Below are 19,839 nucleotides of genomic sequence, written 5' to 3'. Positions count from 1 at the left end.
TCAGAATGAACTTTGAAACGGTAATTGGACTTGAAGTCCACGTTGAGCTAAAAACACAATCGAAAATTTTCTCCAGCTCGCCGACACCTTTTGGTGCAGCTGCCAACACGCAAACAAGTGTCATTGACCTTGGATATCCTGGCGTACTGCCTGTATTGAACAAAGAAGCGGTAAACTTTGCGATGAAAGCGGCCATGGCGCTGAACTGTGAGATCGCAACAGATACAAAATTTGACCGTAAAAACTACTTCTATCCTGATAACCCAAAGGCGTATCAAATCTCTCAATTTGATAAACCGATCGGTGAAAACGGCTGGATTGAAATTGAAGTAGAAGGCAAAACAAAACGAATCGGTATTACGCGTCTCCATTTAGAAGAGGATGCAGGTAAACTGACGCACACAGGCGACGGATATTCACTAGTCGATTTCAACCGTCAAGGCACACCGCTTGTTGAAATCGTATCTGAGCCAGACATTCGCACTCCAGAAGAAGCGTATGCTTACTTAGAAAAACTAAAATCCATTATTCAATATACAGGCGTATCTGACTGTAAGATGGAAGAAGGCTCACTTCGCTGTGATGCCAATATTTCACTTCGTCCGATCGGCCGTGAAGAGTTTGGTACAAAGACAGAGCTTAAGAACTTGAACTCATTCGCTTTCGTACAAAAGGGCCTTGAATTCGAAGAGAAACGCCAAGAGCAAGTATTGCTTTCTGGCGGCTTGATCGAACAGGAAACGCGCCGCTATGACGAAGCGTCTAAAAAGACGATCCTGATGCGTGTCAAAGAGGGCTCAGATGATTACCGCTACTTCCCAGAACCAGATTTGGTGGAGCTGTACATTGATGACGAGTGGAAAGAACGCGTAAGAGCATCCATTCCAGAGCTTCCAGACGAGCGCCGCAAACGCTACATCGATGAGCTTGGACTTCCTGCATATGATGCTATGGTGCTGACGCTGACAAAAGAAATGTCTGATTTCTTTGAAGCAACCATTTCAGAAGGTGCAGAAGCGAAGCAAGCTTCAAACTGGCTGATGGGTGAAGTATCTGCCTACTTAAACTCTGCTCAAAAAGAGCTGGAAGATACAAAGCTAACGCCGCAAGGGCTGGCTGGAATGATCCAACTCATTGAAAAAGGAACGATTTCCTCTAAGATTGCCAAAAAGGTATTCAAAGAGCTCATTGAAAATGGAGGAGACGCAGAAACAATCGTCAAAGAAAAAGGACTTGTCCAAATTTCTGACGAAGGTGCACTGCTCAAACTTGTCACAGAAGCACTTGATAACAACCCGCAATCCATCGAAGACTTTAAAAATGGAAAAGACCGCGCGATTGGTTTCTTAGTCGGACAAATCATGAAAGCATCGAAGGGACAAGCAAACCCGCCGATGGTCAACAAGATTCTCCTAGAAGAAATCAAAAAACGCTAAATAGCAAAAACCGCCTCATGAGAAGAGGCGGTTTTTTTGCTTGAAAGGACAGGGTCTTATCATAGATTCAGACCACCGCCGTATATCAATTCGGAGATTCTTTTCTTATAATGAAGTATAAGCGAAAGTGCACATTCGAAGGGGGATAAAGGTGAACGAACCGGAAAAACAGCACGTAATATTATTGAAGAAACAGCTTCAATTGTTCCACTACTTTTAAGACAGCAGGGTCCTCACACTTTTCTAAATTCGTCAGCATCCCTTGAATGACTGGCTTACGAGGCTCAGCTTTCACCAGTTCTTCTTCAATGACTTCAATGGATACAAGGGTATCATCAGAAAGCAGATGCTCAAGCTTTAACAAACGAAGCTCCTCTTGAAGGGAAGCAGCACTCGGCGCTTCATCGTCCCAAATGGTCTGCTTCAGGATCGGTTTTGTCTGAGAACGAAGCAAGCCTTGGACCAAATCATCGAATCGTTCGAGTATAAAGGAAGAAAGCTCATCAAATGATAATTGCATCTGATCTTGTAAAAGCAGGACCTGCACATACGATTGAATGATTCCTTGAATCATGACTGACAGGTCAGTTATATATGGTTCGATCTCCTGTCCATAAGTGGTCAAGATGGAAATTTGAATTTCATCATTCATTTGCTTTTTCACTGTTTTTGAATACTTTTTAATTTGCTGGTTTTCTGGAATAATGTTCTCGCTGAGGATCAAAATGATAAAATCCTTGTTCTCAGCAAAATGCTGAAACTGTTCAGCGATTTGTTTCTGGAAGATCTTTCTCGGCGCGAGATGCTGATTCTCTTTTCGAATCGTTTCAATACTTTGCATAGACGTGTCGATATAATATTCAAAGGCTCGATTGAAAAGCTGTTCTTTTGATTTGAAATGTAAATAAAATGCGCCTTTTGATATTCCGCACTCATCTGCAATTTCCTGAATGGTCGTAGAAGAAAAACCCTTTTTCGCAAACAACTGGATGCTTGCTTTAATGATTTTTTCTTTTTTTTCGTTCATGAAATAAGGCCCCTTCAGCTTTAGAATGTTACGTCAAACGCAAGTGAAATGGTTGACGGCATTGTATATCACCGTTTATTATGATATAGAATGACCAGTCAGTCAATACATAAAGGAAAATGGAGGACATAATGAATTCGATCATCAATTTTGTATTAAAGAATAAGTTCGCTGTATGGCTCATGACGATTATCGTAACAGTTGCTGGTCTATATGCCGGATTGAATATGAAACAAGAATCAATCCCGAATATCAACACTCCAGTCATTACGGTTTCTACAACGTATCCTGGCGCAACGCCGGACGAAGTATCAGATAAGGTGACCGACCCAATTGAGAAGTCTATTCAAAACCTCAACGGAGTCAATGTGGTCACATCCAATTCATTTGAAAATGCCTCATCTATTCAAGTCGAGTACGACTATAACAAAGACATGGATGAAGCAAAGAAGGAAATTGAAGATGCGATTAGCAATATCAATTTTCCGGAAAATGCAGAAAAACCAAAAATTGCACGCTTTAGCATCAACGCGATTCCAATCTTAGCACTCAGCGTCTCTGGTGATAAAGAATCACTAGAAGACCTTACACAGAAAGTAGAAAACGACCTTGTTCCTTCTCTTGAAGGATTAAACGGTGTCTCTTCTGTCGAAGCTTCAGGACAGCAAATCAAAGAAGTAGAATTTTCTTTTAAACAAAAGAAATTGAAAGAATACGGTTTAGATGAAGAAACCGTCCAAAACATGATCAAAGGCTCTGATGTCAACGTACCATTAGGTCTATACACATTTGGCAACAAACAAAAATCAGTTGTCGTGGACGGCAATATTTTAAGCGTCAAAGATTTGAAAAACATGCGAATCCCTGTCACACCAAGTGCAAGCGGCGGTGCTGGAAGCGCTGGAGCTGGGGCACCTTCCAGCGGCTCTGAAAACCCAGGTGCGCAAGGTGCAGAGCAGCAGGCTGGAAATGCTAGTCAGCAGCAAGCAGCAGCTCAGCAGCAAACTGGTGGAGGAGCAGCAAGCGGTCAATCTGTAGAGCTGCCGACGATCAAGCTTTCTGAAATTGCGGATATTAAAGTAGTAAAAGATGCAGAATCGATCTCTAGAACGAATGGAAAAGACAGCATCGGTCTGCAAATTGTCAAAGGCTCTGATGCCAATACCGTGAGTGTGGCAGAAGAAGTGACAAAAGAGCTTGAGAAATTCAAAAAAGACAACAAAGGAATCAAAGTAAGCACGACATATGATCAAGCAGAGCCGATTAAAGAGTCTGTCAGCACAATGCTAAACAAGGCAATCATCGGAGCAATCTTTGCGATCATTATCATTATGTTGTTCCTTCGAGATATCAAATCAACATTAATCTCGGTCATCTCCATTCCGTTATCTCTGTTGATTGCTGTTTTATTATTAAATCAGTTGGATATTACATTAAATATCATGACACTTGGTGCCATGACCGTCGCCATTGGGCGTGTGGTCGATGACTCGATTGTGGTCATAGAAAATATCTATCGACGAATGGCGTTAAAGGATGAACCGTTAAAAGGCAAAGCACTCGTCAGAGAAGCCACAAAAGAAATGTTTATCCCGATCATGTCTTCGACAATTGTGACCATTGCGGTATTCTTACCGTTAGCATTAGTAGGTGGAATGATTGGTGAACTATTCATCCCATTTGCTCTAACCATTGTGTTTGCTTTACTTGCTTCACTGCTTGTCGCCATTACGATTGTTCCAATGATGGCACACAGTCTATTTAAAAAGAACCTGTACGGCACAGCGAAAAAGGTAAAAGAGCATAAACCAAGCAAGCTTGCTGGCGGTTATAGACGTGTACTCAATTGGACACTGAACCATAAATGGATCACATCAGGAATTGCCATTCTTATGCTTGTTGGAAGCTTATTCTTAGCACCACTTGTCGGTGTCAGCTTCTTACCACAGCAAGCAGATAAGACGGCGATGGTGACATATACACCTGAACCTGGACAAACGAGAGAACAAGCAATCGATGAAACGAAAAAAGCAGAAGAATACTTGATCAAACGTGACCATGTCAATACTGTTCAATATTCACTAGGTTCTTCAAATGCCCTGACAGCAAGTGTAGGCGGCAACTCGAACGGTGCGTTATTCTTCGTACAATATGATGAAGACACGCCAAACTTTGATAAAGAAAAAGATAAAGTGGTCAAAGCCCTGCAAGACAAAACGTCTAAAGGGGAATGGAAATCACAAGACTTCTCATCTGCTGGCGCAAGCAATACAGTAACGTACTATGTCTACGGTGACAAAGTAAGCGATATTGAAGGCACAGTAAAAGATGTCGAGAACATCTTAAAAGATGAGAAAAACTTAAAAAATGTCAGCACAAGCTTATCTGAGAAATACGATGAATATACGTTTAATGCAGATCAAGAAAAACTAGCGAAGCTGGGTCTAACTGCTTCACAAATCGCTCAAGTGATTGCCCCTCAAAATAGTGAAACAACACTGACGAAAGTCACAGAGGACGGCAAAGAACTTGATGTGAAGCTTCAAACCGAAAAAGACGAATATAAGAGCAAAAAAGATTTAGAAAATAAAAAGATCACAACACCAACAGGACAAGAAGTCCGGATTGGTGATGTCGTAAAAGTAAAAGATGGTACGACAGCAAATACGGTGACAAAACGTGATGGAAAAATCTACGCAGAAGTGTCTGGTGACATGACAACAGACAACGTCTCAAGTGTGACACAGGATGTTCAGAAGAAAGTCGACAAGCTTGATGTGAAGTCTGGCGTAACGATTGACACAGGCGGCGTAAGTGCGGATATTGAGGAATCCTTTACACAGCTTGGACTTGCAATGCTTGCAGCGATTGCCATTGTGTACCTCGTTCTCGTCATCACATTTGGCGGAGGTCTTGCACCATTTGCGATTCTGTTCTCACTTCCATTTACGATTATTGGCGCACTCGTAGGATTGTTTTTAGCAAAAGAAACCATCAGCTTAAATGCCATGATTGGATTGCTCATGCTGATCGGGATCGTTGTGACAAATGCCATTGTGCTGATTGACCGCGTCCTTCATAAAGAAAAAGAAGGTCTTTCAACAAGAGAAGCTTTACTTGAAGCAGGAACAATAAGATTACGTCCAATCTTAATGACTGCACTTGCGACGATCGGTGCACTGCTGCCACTCGCATTAGGATTTGAAGGCGGAAGCCAGATCGTATCAAAAGGACTTGGCGTGACCGTGATCGGCGGTTTAACAAGTTCTACACTTCTCACATTGGTCATCGTCCCAATCGTGTATGAAATTTTAAGCAAGTTCAGACGTAAGAAAAAGTACGCTGAAGAAGAATAAGAGGAAGCCCCGCTCATTGGCGGGGCTTTCAGCGTGTAGACAAACCCTCGCATTCCTTGTCAGTCCTGTGCTCCGGTGCTCGTCCTTCCTAGACTTCAAAGGTTTTCTATCACGCTGAAAAAAGACAAAGGACTAAAATAAAGATCATTTTAGCCCTTTGTCAACAATCTGGAATCCCCGCTCATTAGCGGGGATTTTTATGTTGAAATCTGACAAACAGCTTTTCTCATGAGCTCTTCAAATGCGTGGAAAAAGGCATCACGATCGACATGGTCAATCACTTGTATTGATTTTCCATCTGTATGCTCTTCGGTACGTCCTTGCTTTGGCGTCTCGGTATAAACGATCGCGCTCACTTCCTTTGAACGGGTAAATGATGAAGAAGCAAGTGTCATCGTTGTCAGCACGTCCCATAGGTAATACGTCGAATTCGTTTCATGATGAATGAGCGGTGGACAAAAGGCGTAGCACTGCCCAATAAAATCAATCCCAATGTGAGAACGAAGGGAAGCCCAGCGCTGACGCACATCAAGTGTAAGCGGAACTTGGTTCGTGCTTTCAAGTGCGACCATTTCAATAGGAAAGCGTTCCTGGAAGACAGTGCTGACAGCATAAGGGTCCCAAAATGCATTCCATTCTGCTGTCCCATCATGCTCGGGTTCCTCAACATTGCCTTTTTCAAGAAACGTACCGCCCATCCATACCAATTTTTCAATTTTATTAGAGATTGAAGGATCTTCTTCTAAGGCGCGTGCAAGGTCTGTGAGTGGGCCTGTAAAGAGCAGCGTGACAGGTTCTGCTGCCTTTTTAACGGTTTCGATTAAATGAAGGTGTGCTGGAAGCTTGGACACTTTTGTATCTACAATGCCTTTCTCGTTTAGAATAGGTAAGGCATCTACATAAAAAGCATGCATGCGCCACTCTTTCGGAAAAGGATTGACGCCTCTAGAATTTGAAGCAGCGATTTCAATTTCATAGGGGCTAAATCGATCAATGATTTTTTGAGACGCACTGAGAGCAGGCTCTAAATAACAATCAGCAGGAATCACAGACGTCCCGATCACTTTCAGATGTTCCATTTGAAGGAGAAGAAATAACGAGACGAGGTCATCAACACCGCCATCATGATTAAAATAGACAGGCTTTTTCATCGCAAACCATCCTTTACAGCGTTTTCTTTTATCTTATCAGAATGCTTTCTTGCTGAGGGAAATGTGGCAGGAGATTTCTCATATTAGCTGGTTGTTCTGTTGCCATTTTCAAATCTCATAGTATAATTAAAGGTTGTTAGTGGTGAAAATAGATTGCATAATGAATATAGGATGATGATGAATGAAACGTGCTCGAATTATATACAATCCGACATCTGGGCGTGAACTCTTCAAGAAGAATTTGCCGCAGGTTTTGCAAAAATTTGAACAAGCTGGCTATGAAACATCTTGTCATGCAACCACATGTGCAGGAGATGCGACACAAGCAGCTGAAAAAGCTGCACAGAGAGACTTTGATTTAATTGTAGCAGCAGGTGGAGACGGCACGATCAATGAAGTCGTCAACGGACTAGCACCGCTTGAAAAAAGACCAAAACTAGGAATCATTCCTGTTGGAACAACAAATGACTTCGCAAGAGCACTTGGCATTCCACGAGAAGGTGTTTTAAAAGCGACAGATGCCATTATTGATGGTGTAGCGAAACCGCTTGATATCGGTAAAGTCAATGGCCATTATTTTATTAATATTGCAGGCGGCGGCCGGTTAACAGAGCTCACTTATGAAGTGCCTAGTAAGCTGAAGACAATGCTTGGACAGCTTGCTTATTATTTAAAAGGCATGGAGATGCTTCCTTCTATCCGCCCGACAGAAGTCGAAATTGAATATGACGGCAAATTGTTTCATGGAGAAATCATGCTGTTTCTTGTTTCACTCACAAATTCAGTAGGCGGCTTTGAAAAGCTAGCGCCAGATTCCATTTTAGATGATGGAATGTTTGACCTGATTATTTTAAAGAAGGTCAATTTAGCAGAAGCCATTCGAGTAGTCAGCCTTGCACTACGAGGCGAGCATATTCATGATAACAATGTCATCTACGCAAAAGCGAATCGCGTGAAGGTAGATGTAAAAGATAAAATGCAATTAAATTTAGATGGCGAATTCGGCGGCATGCTGCCAGGTGAATTTGAAAACCTGTATCGTCATATTGAGTTTATAGTGCCAAAAGCAACAGCTGAAAAAATAGGGTAGAGATTGAACTTGGTTCCTTATGGCGCCAAGTTTTTCTTTGCAAATGAGGTGATAAAATTGGTGAAAATGAAACCGCCTGTTGAAAAGAATGAATACTACAATGTAACCTTCGAAGACTTAACGCACGAAGGTGCAGGTGTAGCGAAAATTGAAGGGTTCCCTGTCTTTGTACCGAATGCCCTGCCTGACGAACAAGGGAAAATCAAAGTCACACGTGTCAAAAAAGGATTTGCTTTTGGACGACTCATGGAGCTGACAAAGGAAAGTCAGCACAGGCAAGATGCGCCATGTCCTATCTACAAGCAGTGCGGAGGCTGTCAAATTCAGCATATGAGCTATGAAGGCCAGCTGCTATTTAAACAGAAACAAGTAAAGGACGTTTTAGAGCGGATCGGCAAGCTTGATATGAGCCGTGTAAAAGTTCATCCTGTACTAGGCATGGAAGACCCTTGGAATTACCGAAACAAAGCACAAGTTCCAGTTGGCGAACGGGAAGGCGGACTTGTTGCAGGATTTTATCAGCAGCGTACCCATGAAATCATCGATATGAAAAAATGTTTGATCCAGCAATCAGAAAATGACGAAGTGGTACAGGCGGTAAAAGACATATGCAATGCGTTTGGCATCAAAGCATATAACGAAGAGCGGCACAAAGGCTGGCTGCGTCATGTGATGGTTCGCTACGGTATTGCAACAGGTGAAATGATGGTTGTGTTTGTCACAAGAACGGCTGATTTTCCGCAAAAGCAGCAGGTGATTGAGCAGATTATAGCACGCGTCCCACATGTTCGGTCAATTGTGCAAAACGTGAATTCAAAGGAAACAAATGTCATTTTCGGAGATGAAACGACCGTTTTGTGGGGTGAAAAATACATTTATGACACGATTGGCGACATCAAATTTGCCATTTCAGCCCGCTCGTTTTATCAAGTGAACCCAGCCCAAACTAAGGTGCTTTACGACAAAGCGCTTGAATATGCCGAGCTGCAAGGAGAAGAAACTGTCATCGATGCGTATTGTGGAATCGGTACGATTTCCTTATTTCTCGCACAAAAAGCAGGCAGAGTATATGGCGTAGAAATTGTGCCAGAAGCGATTGAAGATGCAAAACGCAACGCTGCCTTAAACGGAATCAACAACGTCGAATTCGCAGTCGGTGAAGCAGAAACCGTCATCCCAAATTGGTATAAAGAAGGCATCAAAGCAGACACCCTCGTCGTCGACCCGCCAAGAAAAGGCTGTGACGAAGCGCTGCTTGATACGATTTTAAAGATGAAACCAAATCGAGTTGTTTACGTGTCCTGTAATCCTGGGACGCTAGCTCGTGATTTGCGTATTCTTGAAGATGGTGGGTATGTGACAGAGGAAGTACAGCCTGTGGATATGTTTCCGCATACGAGTCATGTGGAGTGTGTGGCAAGTCTTGTGATTAATCATTAATGTATTGAAAGACATCCCGATTTCGAGAAAAACATCGATATCAGGATGATGCATAGGCTTTCTGCTGATAGCATCTATGGTCCAAAGATTAAAGCAGCAGTGTTAGAAAAGCGGTATAAAATAATATCTATGAGTAAATAGCCCCATGTCCTTTATTGGATGGGGGGCTATTCTTCTTTGTTCTTCTGATTTTTTTGATCAAGCGCAGAGGATATAATATCAAGTCCGATGTATAAAAAGCTAACAAAGAAAGATAAAATCAATACACCATTTCCCCATATAGAAACTTCAATTTTCTCCAAATTTAGTACATATTTAATCGAGAAGTAAATAAGAGCCCACGAAGCAAAAAATTCTAAAATATAAATCATCCATTTTGGGAGCTGTAACAAAAAAGTGATTCCTTTCCCTATAAATAAAACGATAAATGACCAAAAAATCACAATGATGCTAACTAACAACGAGAAGGTAATCAAAGAGAAAAATGAATCATAAGTGATGTATTCACCGAAAAGAAAATTCACTCCCAATGAGACTAGATAAAGCATAACAGTTGGAAGGGCAATAACGAAACTTAGGGAAAAAAATATTAGTAAAATAAGAAGAACGGCAGCAATAGCGCCAGGGGCTTCATCTACAACGTTTTTCTTTCTGAAAAAAGTATAGAGTATGATAGACACTAAAAGGAGTATTAAAAAAGTCAATGAAATCACGTAAGAAAAAGACATGAATACCTCCATAAAAAAGCGCTATTAGAAACTAATAGCACTTGTTATTTAGATAAGATTAACGATGAACTTTGCCAAAGTTTTAGCAACATCTTTAGGAGCGCCTATTTTAGTAAAAGCTTTTATGAATTGTTTTTCCGTCCACTTTTCCCCTTTATCCATTATATTTGCGATTTTGGCAGAATTCTTTCTGATCCAAGCAGCAGCCTTTGGATTAAAGGGGTTCAATGCTTTTGACAGTAACCATCCACCAGAACGTAAAGCACCTCTGAAAGCTTTATATGACCACGAAACAACACCTTGAGTAGAAACATCTCCATTTGTTGTAGCTTGAGTTGCTAAAGAATTGGATTGGACAGGGCTGGTACTGTTATTTGTCGCGGCTTGTTGTAAAGAAGTTTTATACACCTTCGTATGTAATGGTCCTGTTGATTTAGCCGGATCTGCTGCAAACGCAGTAGTCGCACCAAGACCGGAAGTTAATAAAGTTGCGCTTAGTAGTACAGGAACAAATTTTTTTCTAAAAGTCATGTTAATTTCGCCTCCGAAAATTTAATGAAGAGGCTGCTTATAATGCTAGAAAAATCTTGTTGTTTAAGCCTCAATTATAAAATACATCTTAAGAAAATCCAGTGAAATATGTCTTAAATCCGTATAGGTCTTTTATATAGGATAATCACTCCTTTCTACATGTATACAAAAATTGTAACAGCAACCATATTAAGGATAAATGGTATCTTTGTACTGTATTTTTTTGCAATGTGATAAATTCGTGTATCTATTTGATTTTTATGGAAATTGCGGTTTCTTTTCGGTGTGGAATTATTCTGAAAATGATAATATATGTCATTATAGGGGATGGGATGGTAGGAGTGGAGAAAATTCTTTCTTCTCAAGTTGGTATCTTGATAAATGATTGGTATAGATTTATAAGAACATTCAGCGTGCCGGATGCAGAGATTTTAAAGAAACAGGTTGAAAGAGAAATAGAGAACATGGAAGAGGATCAAGATTTACTACTTTATTATCAATTAATGGAGTTTAGGCATCGACTCATGCTTGAGAGTCTTGAGCCTATTGAAATGAATCAACAACGCCCCACTTTACCCAACTTACTCAAAGAAATAGAGAACAAACAACCTCATGTCAAAGGAACGCTTGACTACTATTCAAACTTCTTTAGAGGTATGCACGAATTTCATCACAAAAATTATGTTGCTGCTATAAATTTTTATAAGATTGCTGAAGAACATTTAAAGAATGTACCTGATGATATAGAAAGAGCGGAATTTCATTATAAACTGGCCGATGCTTATTATCGCATTGATCAACATTTCGTATCATTAAACCATTTGGAAAAAGCAAAAGAAATGTATTCAACTAGCGAGTTTTACAAAGCGAAAGTAGTCGGTTGTAATATCAAATTTGGAGCTAATATGTATGACTTATACCGTTTAGATGAGGCAGAATCTTATTATCGGGAAGCCTTGAGTTTGGCTCAAGAGCTTAAAGAGGATACAGCACGAAGAATCATTGGTGTAATACATCATAATATAGGGTTAGTCAAAAAGAGGGCGGGGAAAATTGAAACCGCAGAAAATGAATTTCAAAATTCAATTCAAATTAAAGAACACGCCGAAACGGTTTCGGGAATTAGAACTCTTTATATGTTGTCATGGGTATTCTACGAACAAGGTAAAAAAGATAAAGGAAATCAATATTTTATTTGTGGCATAAATAGAGCCAGCCTCGCAGACGATCAAGAATATATAGCTAAATTAAAAATCATTTATGCACTTTTTGAAGAATATAATCAATTGGAGGTAAAAGAAAGCCTCGGTTATTTAGAAAGTAAACATCTATGGCAAGATGTTGCAGAGTTATCAGAAAAACTTGCAGATTATCATTATCAAAAAGGGAATTTTGAAATGAATAGAGAATATCTAAAAAAGACCATTAAAGCTCAACAACAAATACTAAAAATGGCGGAGGCGTTATGATGAAAAAGTTATTTATCAGTTTAACAATTTTTTCTGTGTTATTCGCTGCCGGTTGGTCGCTTGATAAAATCATTACTTCTAATACTTATCATGTAACAGAAAAGGCAATTACAATTTAAAAAGCCCCTGCATAGGGCTTTTTTTATTTGAATATCTTTTTTATTAGTTTGCCAGATGCATTACCTGCTGCCCGTCGCATGACACGTTTTCCAGTAGTACCTTTTTGAACGGCGTTTACGTCTTCTCAAATTTTTGATATTTTATAAAGTGCTGATAGCATTTTGTTAATGTTCATTTTATGCTCCTTTTGCATTGAATCCTTACTAAAGTATATAATGATAAAAATTGCTGAATGACTTTATAGAAGGACATGCCCTTTAAGGCGCTATGTCATGAGAGGAATTGGATGAAAGATGAGTAAAAATTTCTGGCGTGATTTACCGCGGCCATTTTTTATATTAGCACCAATGGAAGAAGTGACAGATGTTGTGTTTCGTCATGTTGTGAGTGAGGCGGCGAGACCTGATGTGTTTTTTACAGAGTTCACGAACAGCGAGAGCTATTGCCATCCGGATGGGATTCAAAGTGTGAAAGGGCGTTTAACGTTTACAGAGGATGAGCAGCCAATTGTTGCTCATATTTGGGGAGACAAGCCTGAGAACTTTAGACAGATGAGCATTGGAATGGCGGAGTTAGGATTTCAGGGGCTTGATATTAATATGGGCTGTCCTGTCCCGAATGTCACGCAAAACGGGAAGGGCAGCGGATTGATTTTACGTCCAGACGTTGCGGCAGAGCTGATTCAGGCTGCAAAAGCTGGGGGGTTACCTGTCAGTGTGAAAACAAGACTTGGTTTTACAGAGGTCGATGAATGGCGCGGGTGGCTCAGACACATATTGGAGCAAGATATTGTGAACTTATCGATCCATCTTCGCACAAGAAAAGAAATGAGCCAAGTGGATGCACATTGGGAGCTCATTCCTGAGATAAAAAAACTTCGTGATGAAGTAGCACCTGATACTCTTTTGACCATCAATGGTGATATTCCTGATCGTCAAACGGGCTTAAAGCTCGCTGAGCAGTATGGAGTGGACGGAGTGATGATTGGGCGCGGGATTTTCCATAATCCATTTGCCTTTGAAAAAGAACAGAAGGAGCATACGAGTGATGAGCTGCTAGGCCTTTTAAGGTTGCATCTTGATCTTCATGATCAATATTCATCACTAGGCTTGCGTCCATTCAAGGCACTGCACCGTTTCTTTAAGATTTATGTGAAAGGATTCAGAGGAGCGAGTTTCCTAAGAAATCAATTAATGAACACATCATCAACAGATGAAGTGCGTGCAATGCTGGATGAATTTGAAGCGAGAAATAAAGAACAATAACGATTGAAAAGAGGAGGAGAAGCCCTTCTCTTTTTTCTATGAATAGGACTATTAAACTAGTCGTCTCAAATGGTAAGATAAGATAGAAATAACAATTGGAGGTATTTTATTTGAAATCATTTTGGGATAAAGACAGAGAAAGTGAAGAGACATTTAAGAAAATCAATGAGAAAGGAATTGCAAAAGCGGAAAAGAAGCTAGGCGTCATCCTGCCTGATACATATAAGAAACTTATTCTTGAACAAAATGGCGGTTATACCTTGCATAATGCTTTTCCAACGGACCAGCCGAATGGATGGGCAGAGGATCATGTGTCATTTGATCATTTAAGAGGAATTGCTAAAAATGAAGGCATTATGGATAGTGATTATTTAATAGAAGAATGGGAATTGCCTGAGGGACTTGTGCTGATTTGTGGGGATGGTCATACGTGGATTGCATTGGATTACAGAGAAACAAAGGAGCATCCGCCAATTCATTACTTTGATCTAGAATATGAGACGGATTTCAAATTAGCGGATTCGTTTGATGAACTGCTTGCTGGGCATTATACTGCTGAATAACATTGAGCAGTCATCACTTATTTCAGAAAAATATTTTGGTGTTTTTTGAGAGAGACAAAAGTGTCTCTCTTTTTTATGAAGCAAAATGAATTATTTCACCACTTCACTCCAAAACTGTACCTGTTATTTTTATGTCCTCTTATTCAATTGGTTCCATTTCCACTCACTAAATTTTCTGACGATCATATCTACCACAATGTAAAATGGCAGAAAGCTGGAGTTGTCCACTTTGTTATACAAGGGAAACGGGGTGCTGCTTACATAGATGTTAAACATGGCATTTTGTGCAAGGAGGTTATTCCTCAATGTGGTCATGCTGATAAATTTGATATGTCTCGTTTTCACCAATTGAATGATTTCATCTAAATTCTTCGATTCGCCTGATAAAGAAATGATAAATAAAAGGTCATCCTCACCAAATTCAACGATTCCATCTGTTAAGTCTCGCTTACTTCGTAAAACTTGAGATTTCTTATGCAGTGACCATAACTGTCGTTGTACATCATTGGCCAAATCGAGCTGAGCTGTTCCTGTACCATAAACATAAATATACGGTGCGCGATCAATCAGTTGATTTAATTGATGAAAGTCCAGCTGCTCCATATATTTCCTTGTCTGCTGGATATCTTGATCGAGCAGCTTCATTAAATCTTGTGTTGTTTCTTCAGTATGATTATTCAATTTCACATAAGACTTTAAGTCACTGTAGCCGTCGAAGCCTATTTTCTTGGCAAGCCGATGGATGGATGAGATGGAAGTATGAGCATAATGAGCAAGATCCTGAATTTTCATTGTCTTCATTTCTTCAAGGTGATCGTGAATCGTTTTAATAATGTGCAGATCATTCTTATTTAAATCTTCGAAGTATTCATTTACCAGCTTGTCCAATATCATGTGATGCGCCCTCCAACATGAAAATATTTTCTTCCTGTGAAAATATAATCTAATGTTACAACTTGATTTCTAAATACGTCAAACCTATTGGTTTTTGAAAGCGCTACCTTTACAGTGGTCTTATGGATCAAACAAAGGGGTGATGCTTATGAATGCAATCAAGCGATTTGGCAGTGCTATGGTAGTTCCTGTACTTTTATTCGCATTTTTTGGTATTGTTGTAGGCCTTGCGACTTTATGTAAGAATCCAGCGATTATGGGGGAAATGGCTGCAGAAGATACGATGTGGTATAAGGTTTGGGCACTGATTGAAAGCGGGGGATGGACGATTTTCAATCATATGGAGCTGGCATTTGTGATTGGTTTGCCCATCTCTCTTGCAAAAAAAGCGCAAGCACGTGCTACGCTCGCAGCTTTGATGATTTATCTTGTGTTTAACAATTATATTCATGCTATTTTGACACTTTGGCCGTCCACTTTTGGAGTTGATTTATCGCAAGGTGTCGAGAACGTAGCGGGTGTAAAAGAAATTGCGGGTATACCTACGCTAGATACAAGTATCATTGGTGCGGTTATGATATCTGGAATCGTGATTTGGATCCATAATCGTTTTTATGATCAAAAGCTGCCTGAAATGCTTGGCATTTTCCAGGGGCTTGTATTTGTTGTCATCATCGGATTCTTTGTGATGATTCCTATTGCTTTTATCGTTGCCTTTGTATGGCCCTATGTTCAGCAGGGAATTCAATCTCTCCAAGGGTTCATGTCACAGTCCGGTTATATTGGTGTCTGGCTGTTTCATTTCTTGGAAAGGGTGTTAATTCCAACAGGACTTCACCATTTTATTTATACACCTTTTGAGTTTGGTCCAGCGGCTGTAAATGGGGGGTTAAAACCATATTGGATTGCTCACTTAAATGAATTTGCGACCTCAACTTCCGATTTGAAAAATCTTTATCCATACGGATTTTTACTGCATGGAAATATTAAGATGTTCGGCTGTTTAGGGATAGCTCTAGCGATGTATTTTTCTACCCCGAATGAAAATAGAAAAAAGGTTTTGGCATTGGTGTTACCCGCCACATTAACAGCAATATTTGCCGGAATTACAGAACCACTTGAATTTACATTTCTATTTCTCGCACCTTATTTATTTGTGATACATGCACTTCTTGGAGCCACCATGGTGACAATCATGAATATGTTTGGTGTTGTCGGAATGATGGGTTCCGGGCTTATTGAGATAGCTGCATTGAACTGGATTCCGCTCTCTTCAAATCATGGAGGGATTTATCTGATCCAAGCCATGATTGGATGTCTATTTACAGCATTGTATTTTGTCATATTTAGATGGATGATTGTGAAATTTGATATTCCATTACCAGGTCGAAAACATGAGGAGGAGACTAGGCTATATACAAAACAAGATTATGAGAATGCTAATAAAAAGGGCCATGACAAAAAGGAAGCACCCGTTTATGCGTCTGAGTATGAAGAGAAAGCCGTTTATTTCTTAGAAGGCCTTGGCGGTAAAGAAAACATTAAAGATGTGACAAACTGTGCCACGCGTCTGCGTATTACAGTGATTGACCCTAGCTTGGTGAAAGATAGGGAATACTTTACAAAAAATAAACTGGCACACGGAATGGCTAAGAGTGGTCAAAGCATTCAGATCATTGTTGGCTTAAGTGTACCGCAAGTGAGAGAGTCCTTTGAGGCAAAACTTTCATTTAATTGAAAAAGGAGCTGGATATCATGAAAAAAACATTTAATATTACCATTGCTGGAGGCGGAAGTACATTTACACCAGGGATCATTTTGATGCTGTTAAACTATCTAGAGGAGTTCCCAATTCATACAATTAAACTCTATGATAATGATGAAGCTAGACAAAAGACGATTGCAGATGCATGTGAGATTATGTTAAAAGAACGAGCACCAGAAGTGCGGTTACTGGCAAGCACGGACCCAGAAGAAGCCTTTACTCAAGTCGATTTTGTGATGGCACATATCCGTGTCGGCAAATATGCAATGCGTGAATTAGATGAGAAAATTCCATTGAAGCATGGAGTCGTCGGACAGGAAACATGCGGTCCAGGCGGAATAGCTTATGGAATGCGGTCCATTCCAGGTGTATTAGAACTTGTCGATTATATGGAAAAATACTCACCTGAAGCTTGGATGTTAAACTATTCTAACCCTGCAGCGATAGTAGCAGAGGCAACACGTAAGCTAAGACCGAATTCTAAAATTTTAAACATATGCGATATGCCAATTGGAATCGAAGAATTGATTGCAAAGAATTTAGGCTTATCTTCACGTAAAGAACTAGAAGTAGATTACTATGGTTTGAATCATTTTGGCTGGTGGACAGATATTAGAGATAAAGCAGGAAATAGCTTAATGCCTGAGGTGATTAAGCATGTAAGCCAGCATGGTTATGCAACAGATGGAACATCTGAACTAGAACAGCAGAAGAGCTGGAACAGCACATTAAAAAAGGCTAAAGATATTCAAGCACTTGATCCAAAAACGGTACCGAATACGTATTTGAAATACTATCTATTTCCAGATGAAGAAGTGGCACATTCAAACATAGAGTTCACGCGTGCCAATGAAGTGATGGAGGGGCGGGAAGCTTTTGTTTTTAGTGAATGTCAGGCCATCATTGATAAAGGGAGTGCGAAGGAAACAAAGCTAACCATCGATGAACACGCTTCCTATATCGTTGATTTAGCAAGAGCCATTGCTTTTAATAAAAAAGAACGGATGCTGATGATTGTAGAGAACAATGGCGCCATCATGAACTTTGACCCAACAGCCATGGTCGAAATTCCTTGTATCGTTGGCAGCAGCGGTCCAGAAAAATTAGTGGTTGGAGAAATTCCTAGATTTCAAAAAAGTCTCATGGAGCAGCAAGTTGGCGTAGAAAAATTAGTAGTAGAAGCATTTGAAGAAGGTTCCTATCAAAAACTATGGCAGGCCATCACATTATCGAAAACGGTGCCGAGTGCTAAAGTAGCAAAAGATATATTAGACGAGTTAATTGTGGCAAATAAAGCATTTTGGCCAGAGTTAACATAACATGAGAATAAGCAATATGGGCGTTACATCGCTCATATGCTTATTTGTTTTTTCAACCATGTATTCCGCTTTTTTTGTGATGGCGACAAAGCGGTTTTCACTGGGTACTAAAAGACCCCCTCGTCAAAAAGGGGGTCATCATTTCCTTACTCTGCACTCTCCTCAACCTCACGGCTATCCTCTGTTTCACCAATATAAATTGGACCGTTTGCGTGGTCGAGTCGGATTGGCCATTCGTATGGAATTTGAAGTCGTTTAGCAATACCTCTCCAGAATTTTGTAGAATCATATTCGAATTCTTGGAAGTCTTTTAATAAGTCTTTGTAAGACGAGCCATCAAATTGAATGAACATGTCTTGAAGGCGCATGAACGCGACATGTCTCACTTCTAATGCTGCCGCAGCTTCCATTTCTTCTTCTGTTGCTTCACCAATGATTGTTCCTGCGGGCGGAAGCATGTCGTATACATTGAATTCCTCTTCTTCTTCGTGTGCTGCATTGTGCTGTTGATCTGACATTTTCTTCACTCCTTCTAGTTTTCATCAAAATTTTATTCGTGCTTACCTTTATTATCGGAAGAAAATGCGAAATGTGGAATGATATAAGAATAGAGTGATTTAACGCTTGGATTGATAGACAGAGAAGGGGTTACATGTGTTGTGTAAGAGGGGTTTTAAAAAAACATCTCTATGAAAAGAGATGTTCAGCGATGAGCGGTTTTCCGTTTTGCTAAGACGTGAGCTGCCCATTCAAAAAGTGCGTAGATGACAAAGAAGATAAGGATCCAGCTGCTGGCATCGACCCATACATTGGTGATATGAATGATGTTCGCCTGATCAAGTCCAGTCTGTACCCACATGGTGATCAATGCTGTGAGGAACACTTGTAGAAACCATTTTGATTTTTTCAATTGGTCACACCTCCATCTCTTTCCATCATATAAGAAATGACAGTTTATTTCCAATTGTATTTCCATCAGTTTCAACGGTAAAATAATAAATAAAACCAATGGAAGGACATGAGATGAGCGATCAAACCAATAGTTTTTTAAAAAGTCATTTTCCTGATCTTGTCCTCACGCCGCCTCTTTTTTATCAATGGCCTTTTGGGCTACGCTTTGAAGTGGCAGATTGGTCATTAGGAAAGGAATTAGTTGTATTAGAAAAAGCGGGGGATCGTGCTTTGGAGATTGTGAAATATGCTTTTGACCCAGAAGACGATATTCTGTTTGTCACGGATGTCTATACGCAGCATGAACATGAATTAACGAAGCAAAAGCTCCTAGTTTATCAGAAATATGTCCGCCGGCAAGTACGCAGCCGATTGCGTCACGAGCTTTTGACCTATGTTCGACCAGAAATAGATGACCCACTGACATTGGAGAGATTTACACTGAAATGCCGGCTGCAAGATATTCGATTGCGTCCGCTACTACAAGCCATGTGCCGAGAGGATTTCTATGCACCGAATCAAATCATGAAGGGGAAGCTTGATTATGAAATTTATCTCATCAATCTCTCGAAACAGATGATTTTCCACTTATATGATGATGGAGGCTGTGATCTCATAGCGTCAGATTCTGAGCGTCTTCGGCCAGTCTATGAGGGCTTACAGCACTGGCTATTAGACTATGATCGTGCTCAGATGGACCGGCTGTTTGCAGCGAAATAAGAAAACCGCACTTT

The 19,839-nt window shown here is 40.2% G+C and carries 16 protein-coding genes and 1 pseudogene; 10 read left to right on the top strand and 7 right to left on the bottom strand.

Translation table 11 applies throughout. The annotated features are described in order from the left end of the window. Positions 1–5: 5 nt before the first annotated feature. Positions 6–1,436 carry an Asp-tRNA(Asn)/Glu-tRNA(Gln) amidotransferase subunit GatB gene (gene gatB / locus C6348_RS16560; RefSeq protein WP_034664646.1) on the top strand — a complete coding sequence of 477 codons (1,431 nt, stop codon included), beginning with the start codon at positions 6–8 and terminating at the stop codon, positions 1,434–1,436. 181 nt (positions 1,437–1,617) lie between these two features. On the opposite strand, the gene C6348_RS16555 is transcribed toward gatB, so the two are convergent. Then, positions 1,618–2,463 (bottom strand): TetR/AcrR family transcriptional regulator, encoded by an 846-nt coding sequence (locus tag C6348_RS16555; RefSeq protein ID WP_095286009.1) that lies wholly within the window; start codon positions 2,461–2,463, stop codon positions 1,618–1,620. A gap of 131 nt (positions 2,464–2,594) precedes the next feature. On the opposite strand from C6348_RS16555, the gene C6348_RS16550 reads away from it, so the two are divergent. Then, entirely contained in the window at positions 2,595–5,819 is a 3,225-nt protein-coding gene (locus C6348_RS16550) for an efflux RND transporter permease subunit (RefSeq protein WP_106043767.1), read from the top strand. Positions 5,820–6,016: 197 nt separating this feature from the next. Here the strand turns inward: C6348_RS16550 and C6348_RS16545 are convergent, their stop codons facing one another. Then, a complete protein-coding gene (locus tag C6348_RS16545; RefSeq protein WP_106043766.1) occupies positions 6,017–6,970 on the bottom strand; it encodes a nucleoside hydrolase in 954 nt (317 codons plus the stop codon). Positions 6,971–7,151: 181 nt separating this feature from the next. Here C6348_RS16545 and C6348_RS16540 point away from each other — a divergent pair, with 181 nt between their 5' ends. Both C6348_RS16540 and rlmD read left to right on the top strand, forming a co-directional pair. Beyond that, the gene (locus C6348_RS16540; RefSeq protein WP_034664632.1) at positions 7,152–8,060 is read left to right on the top strand and encodes a diacylglycerol kinase; all 909 of its coding nucleotides are present in this window, start codon (positions 7,152–7,154) and stop codon (positions 8,058–8,060) included. A 60-nt stretch (positions 8,061–8,120) separates the two neighbouring features. After that, positions 8,121–9,500, top strand: a complete 1,380-nt coding sequence (gene rlmD / locus C6348_RS16535; RefSeq protein WP_106043819.1) for a 23S rRNA (uracil(1939)-C(5))-methyltransferase RlmD — start codon at positions 8,121–8,123, stop codon at positions 9,498–9,500. Positions 9,501–9,667: 167 nt separating this feature from the next. Here rlmD and C6348_RS16530 read toward each other — a convergent pair whose 3' ends face one another. Beyond that, a complete protein-coding gene (locus C6348_RS16530) occupies positions 9,668–10,228 on the bottom strand; it encodes a hypothetical protein (RefSeq protein WP_106043765.1) in 561 nt (186 codons plus the stop codon). A 48-nt stretch (positions 10,229–10,276) separates the two neighbouring features. Then, on the bottom strand, positions 10,277–10,759 hold the full coding sequence (locus tag C6348_RS16525) for a hypothetical protein (protein WP_106043764.1): 483 nt from the start codon (positions 10,757–10,759) through the stop codon (positions 10,277–10,279). Positions 10,760–11,091: 332 nt separating this feature from the next. On the opposite strand from C6348_RS16525, the gene C6348_RS16520 reads away from it, so the two are divergent. The 3 genes and pseudogenes from C6348_RS16520 to C6348_RS16510 form a co-directional block, all read left to right on the top strand. Continuing rightward, positions 11,092–12,228, top strand: a complete 1,137-nt coding sequence (locus C6348_RS16520) for a Rap family tetratricopeptide repeat protein (protein WP_223251589.1) — start codon at positions 11,092–11,094, stop codon at positions 12,226–12,228. A 413-nt stretch (positions 12,229–12,641) separates the two neighbouring features. After that, on the top strand, positions 12,642–13,613 hold the full coding sequence (locus C6348_RS16515) for a tRNA dihydrouridine synthase (protein WP_034664624.1): 972 nt from the start codon (positions 12,642–12,644) through the stop codon (positions 13,611–13,613). 110 nt (positions 13,614–13,723) lie between these two features. After that, positions 13,724–14,173 (top strand): annotated as a pseudogene (locus C6348_RS16510) (SMI1/KNR4 family protein); the annotation flags it as partial. A 132-nt stretch (positions 14,174–14,305) separates the two neighbouring features. On the opposite strand, the gene C6348_RS16505 reads toward C6348_RS16510, so the two are convergent. Continuing rightward, on the bottom strand, positions 14,306–15,070 hold the full coding sequence (locus tag C6348_RS16505; protein WP_106043763.1) for a MurR/RpiR family transcriptional regulator: 765 nt from the start codon (positions 15,068–15,070) through the stop codon (positions 14,306–14,308). A gap of 148 nt (positions 15,071–15,218) precedes the next feature. Between C6348_RS16505 and C6348_RS16500 the strand changes: the two genes are divergently transcribed. Together C6348_RS16500 and C6348_RS16495 are read left to right on the top strand one after the other, a co-directional pair. Further along, entirely contained in the window at positions 15,219–16,808 is a 1,590-nt protein-coding gene (locus C6348_RS16500) for an alpha-glucoside-specific PTS transporter subunit IIBC (protein WP_106043762.1), read from the top strand. A gap of 17 nt (positions 16,809–16,825) precedes the next feature. After that, a complete protein-coding gene (locus tag C6348_RS16495) occupies positions 16,826–18,154 on the top strand; it encodes a 6-phospho-alpha-glucosidase (protein ID WP_106043761.1) in 1,329 nt (442 codons plus the stop codon). Positions 18,155–18,300: 146 nt separating this feature from the next. Here C6348_RS16495 and C6348_RS16490 read toward each other — a convergent pair whose 3' ends face one another. After that, positions 18,301–18,672 carry a hypothetical protein gene (locus C6348_RS16490; protein WP_034664610.1) on the bottom strand — a complete coding sequence of 124 codons (372 nt, stop codon included), beginning with the start codon at positions 18,670–18,672 and terminating at the stop codon, positions 18,301–18,303. Positions 18,673–18,857: 185 nt separating this feature from the next. Next, complete coding sequence (locus C6348_RS16485) at positions 18,858–19,064, bottom strand: hypothetical protein (RefSeq protein WP_066031192.1); 207 nt, start codon at positions 19,062–19,064, stop codon at positions 18,858–18,860. Between the two features lie 113 nt (positions 19,065–19,177). Here C6348_RS16485 and C6348_RS16480 point away from each other — a divergent pair, with 113 nt between their 5' ends. Next, positions 19,178–19,825, top strand: a complete 648-nt coding sequence (locus C6348_RS16480; RefSeq protein WP_106043760.1) for a DUF3885 domain-containing protein — start codon at positions 19,178–19,180, stop codon at positions 19,823–19,825. The last annotated feature ends 14 nt before the right edge of the window (positions 19,826–19,839 follow it).

This window comes from Bacillus sp. YBWC18 (genome assembly GCF_002998775.1).
Classification (GTDB): domain Bacteria; phylum Bacillota; class Bacilli; order Bacillales; family Bacillaceae; genus Bacillus.
This window is presented reverse-complemented; position numbering and strand designations above follow the sequence as displayed.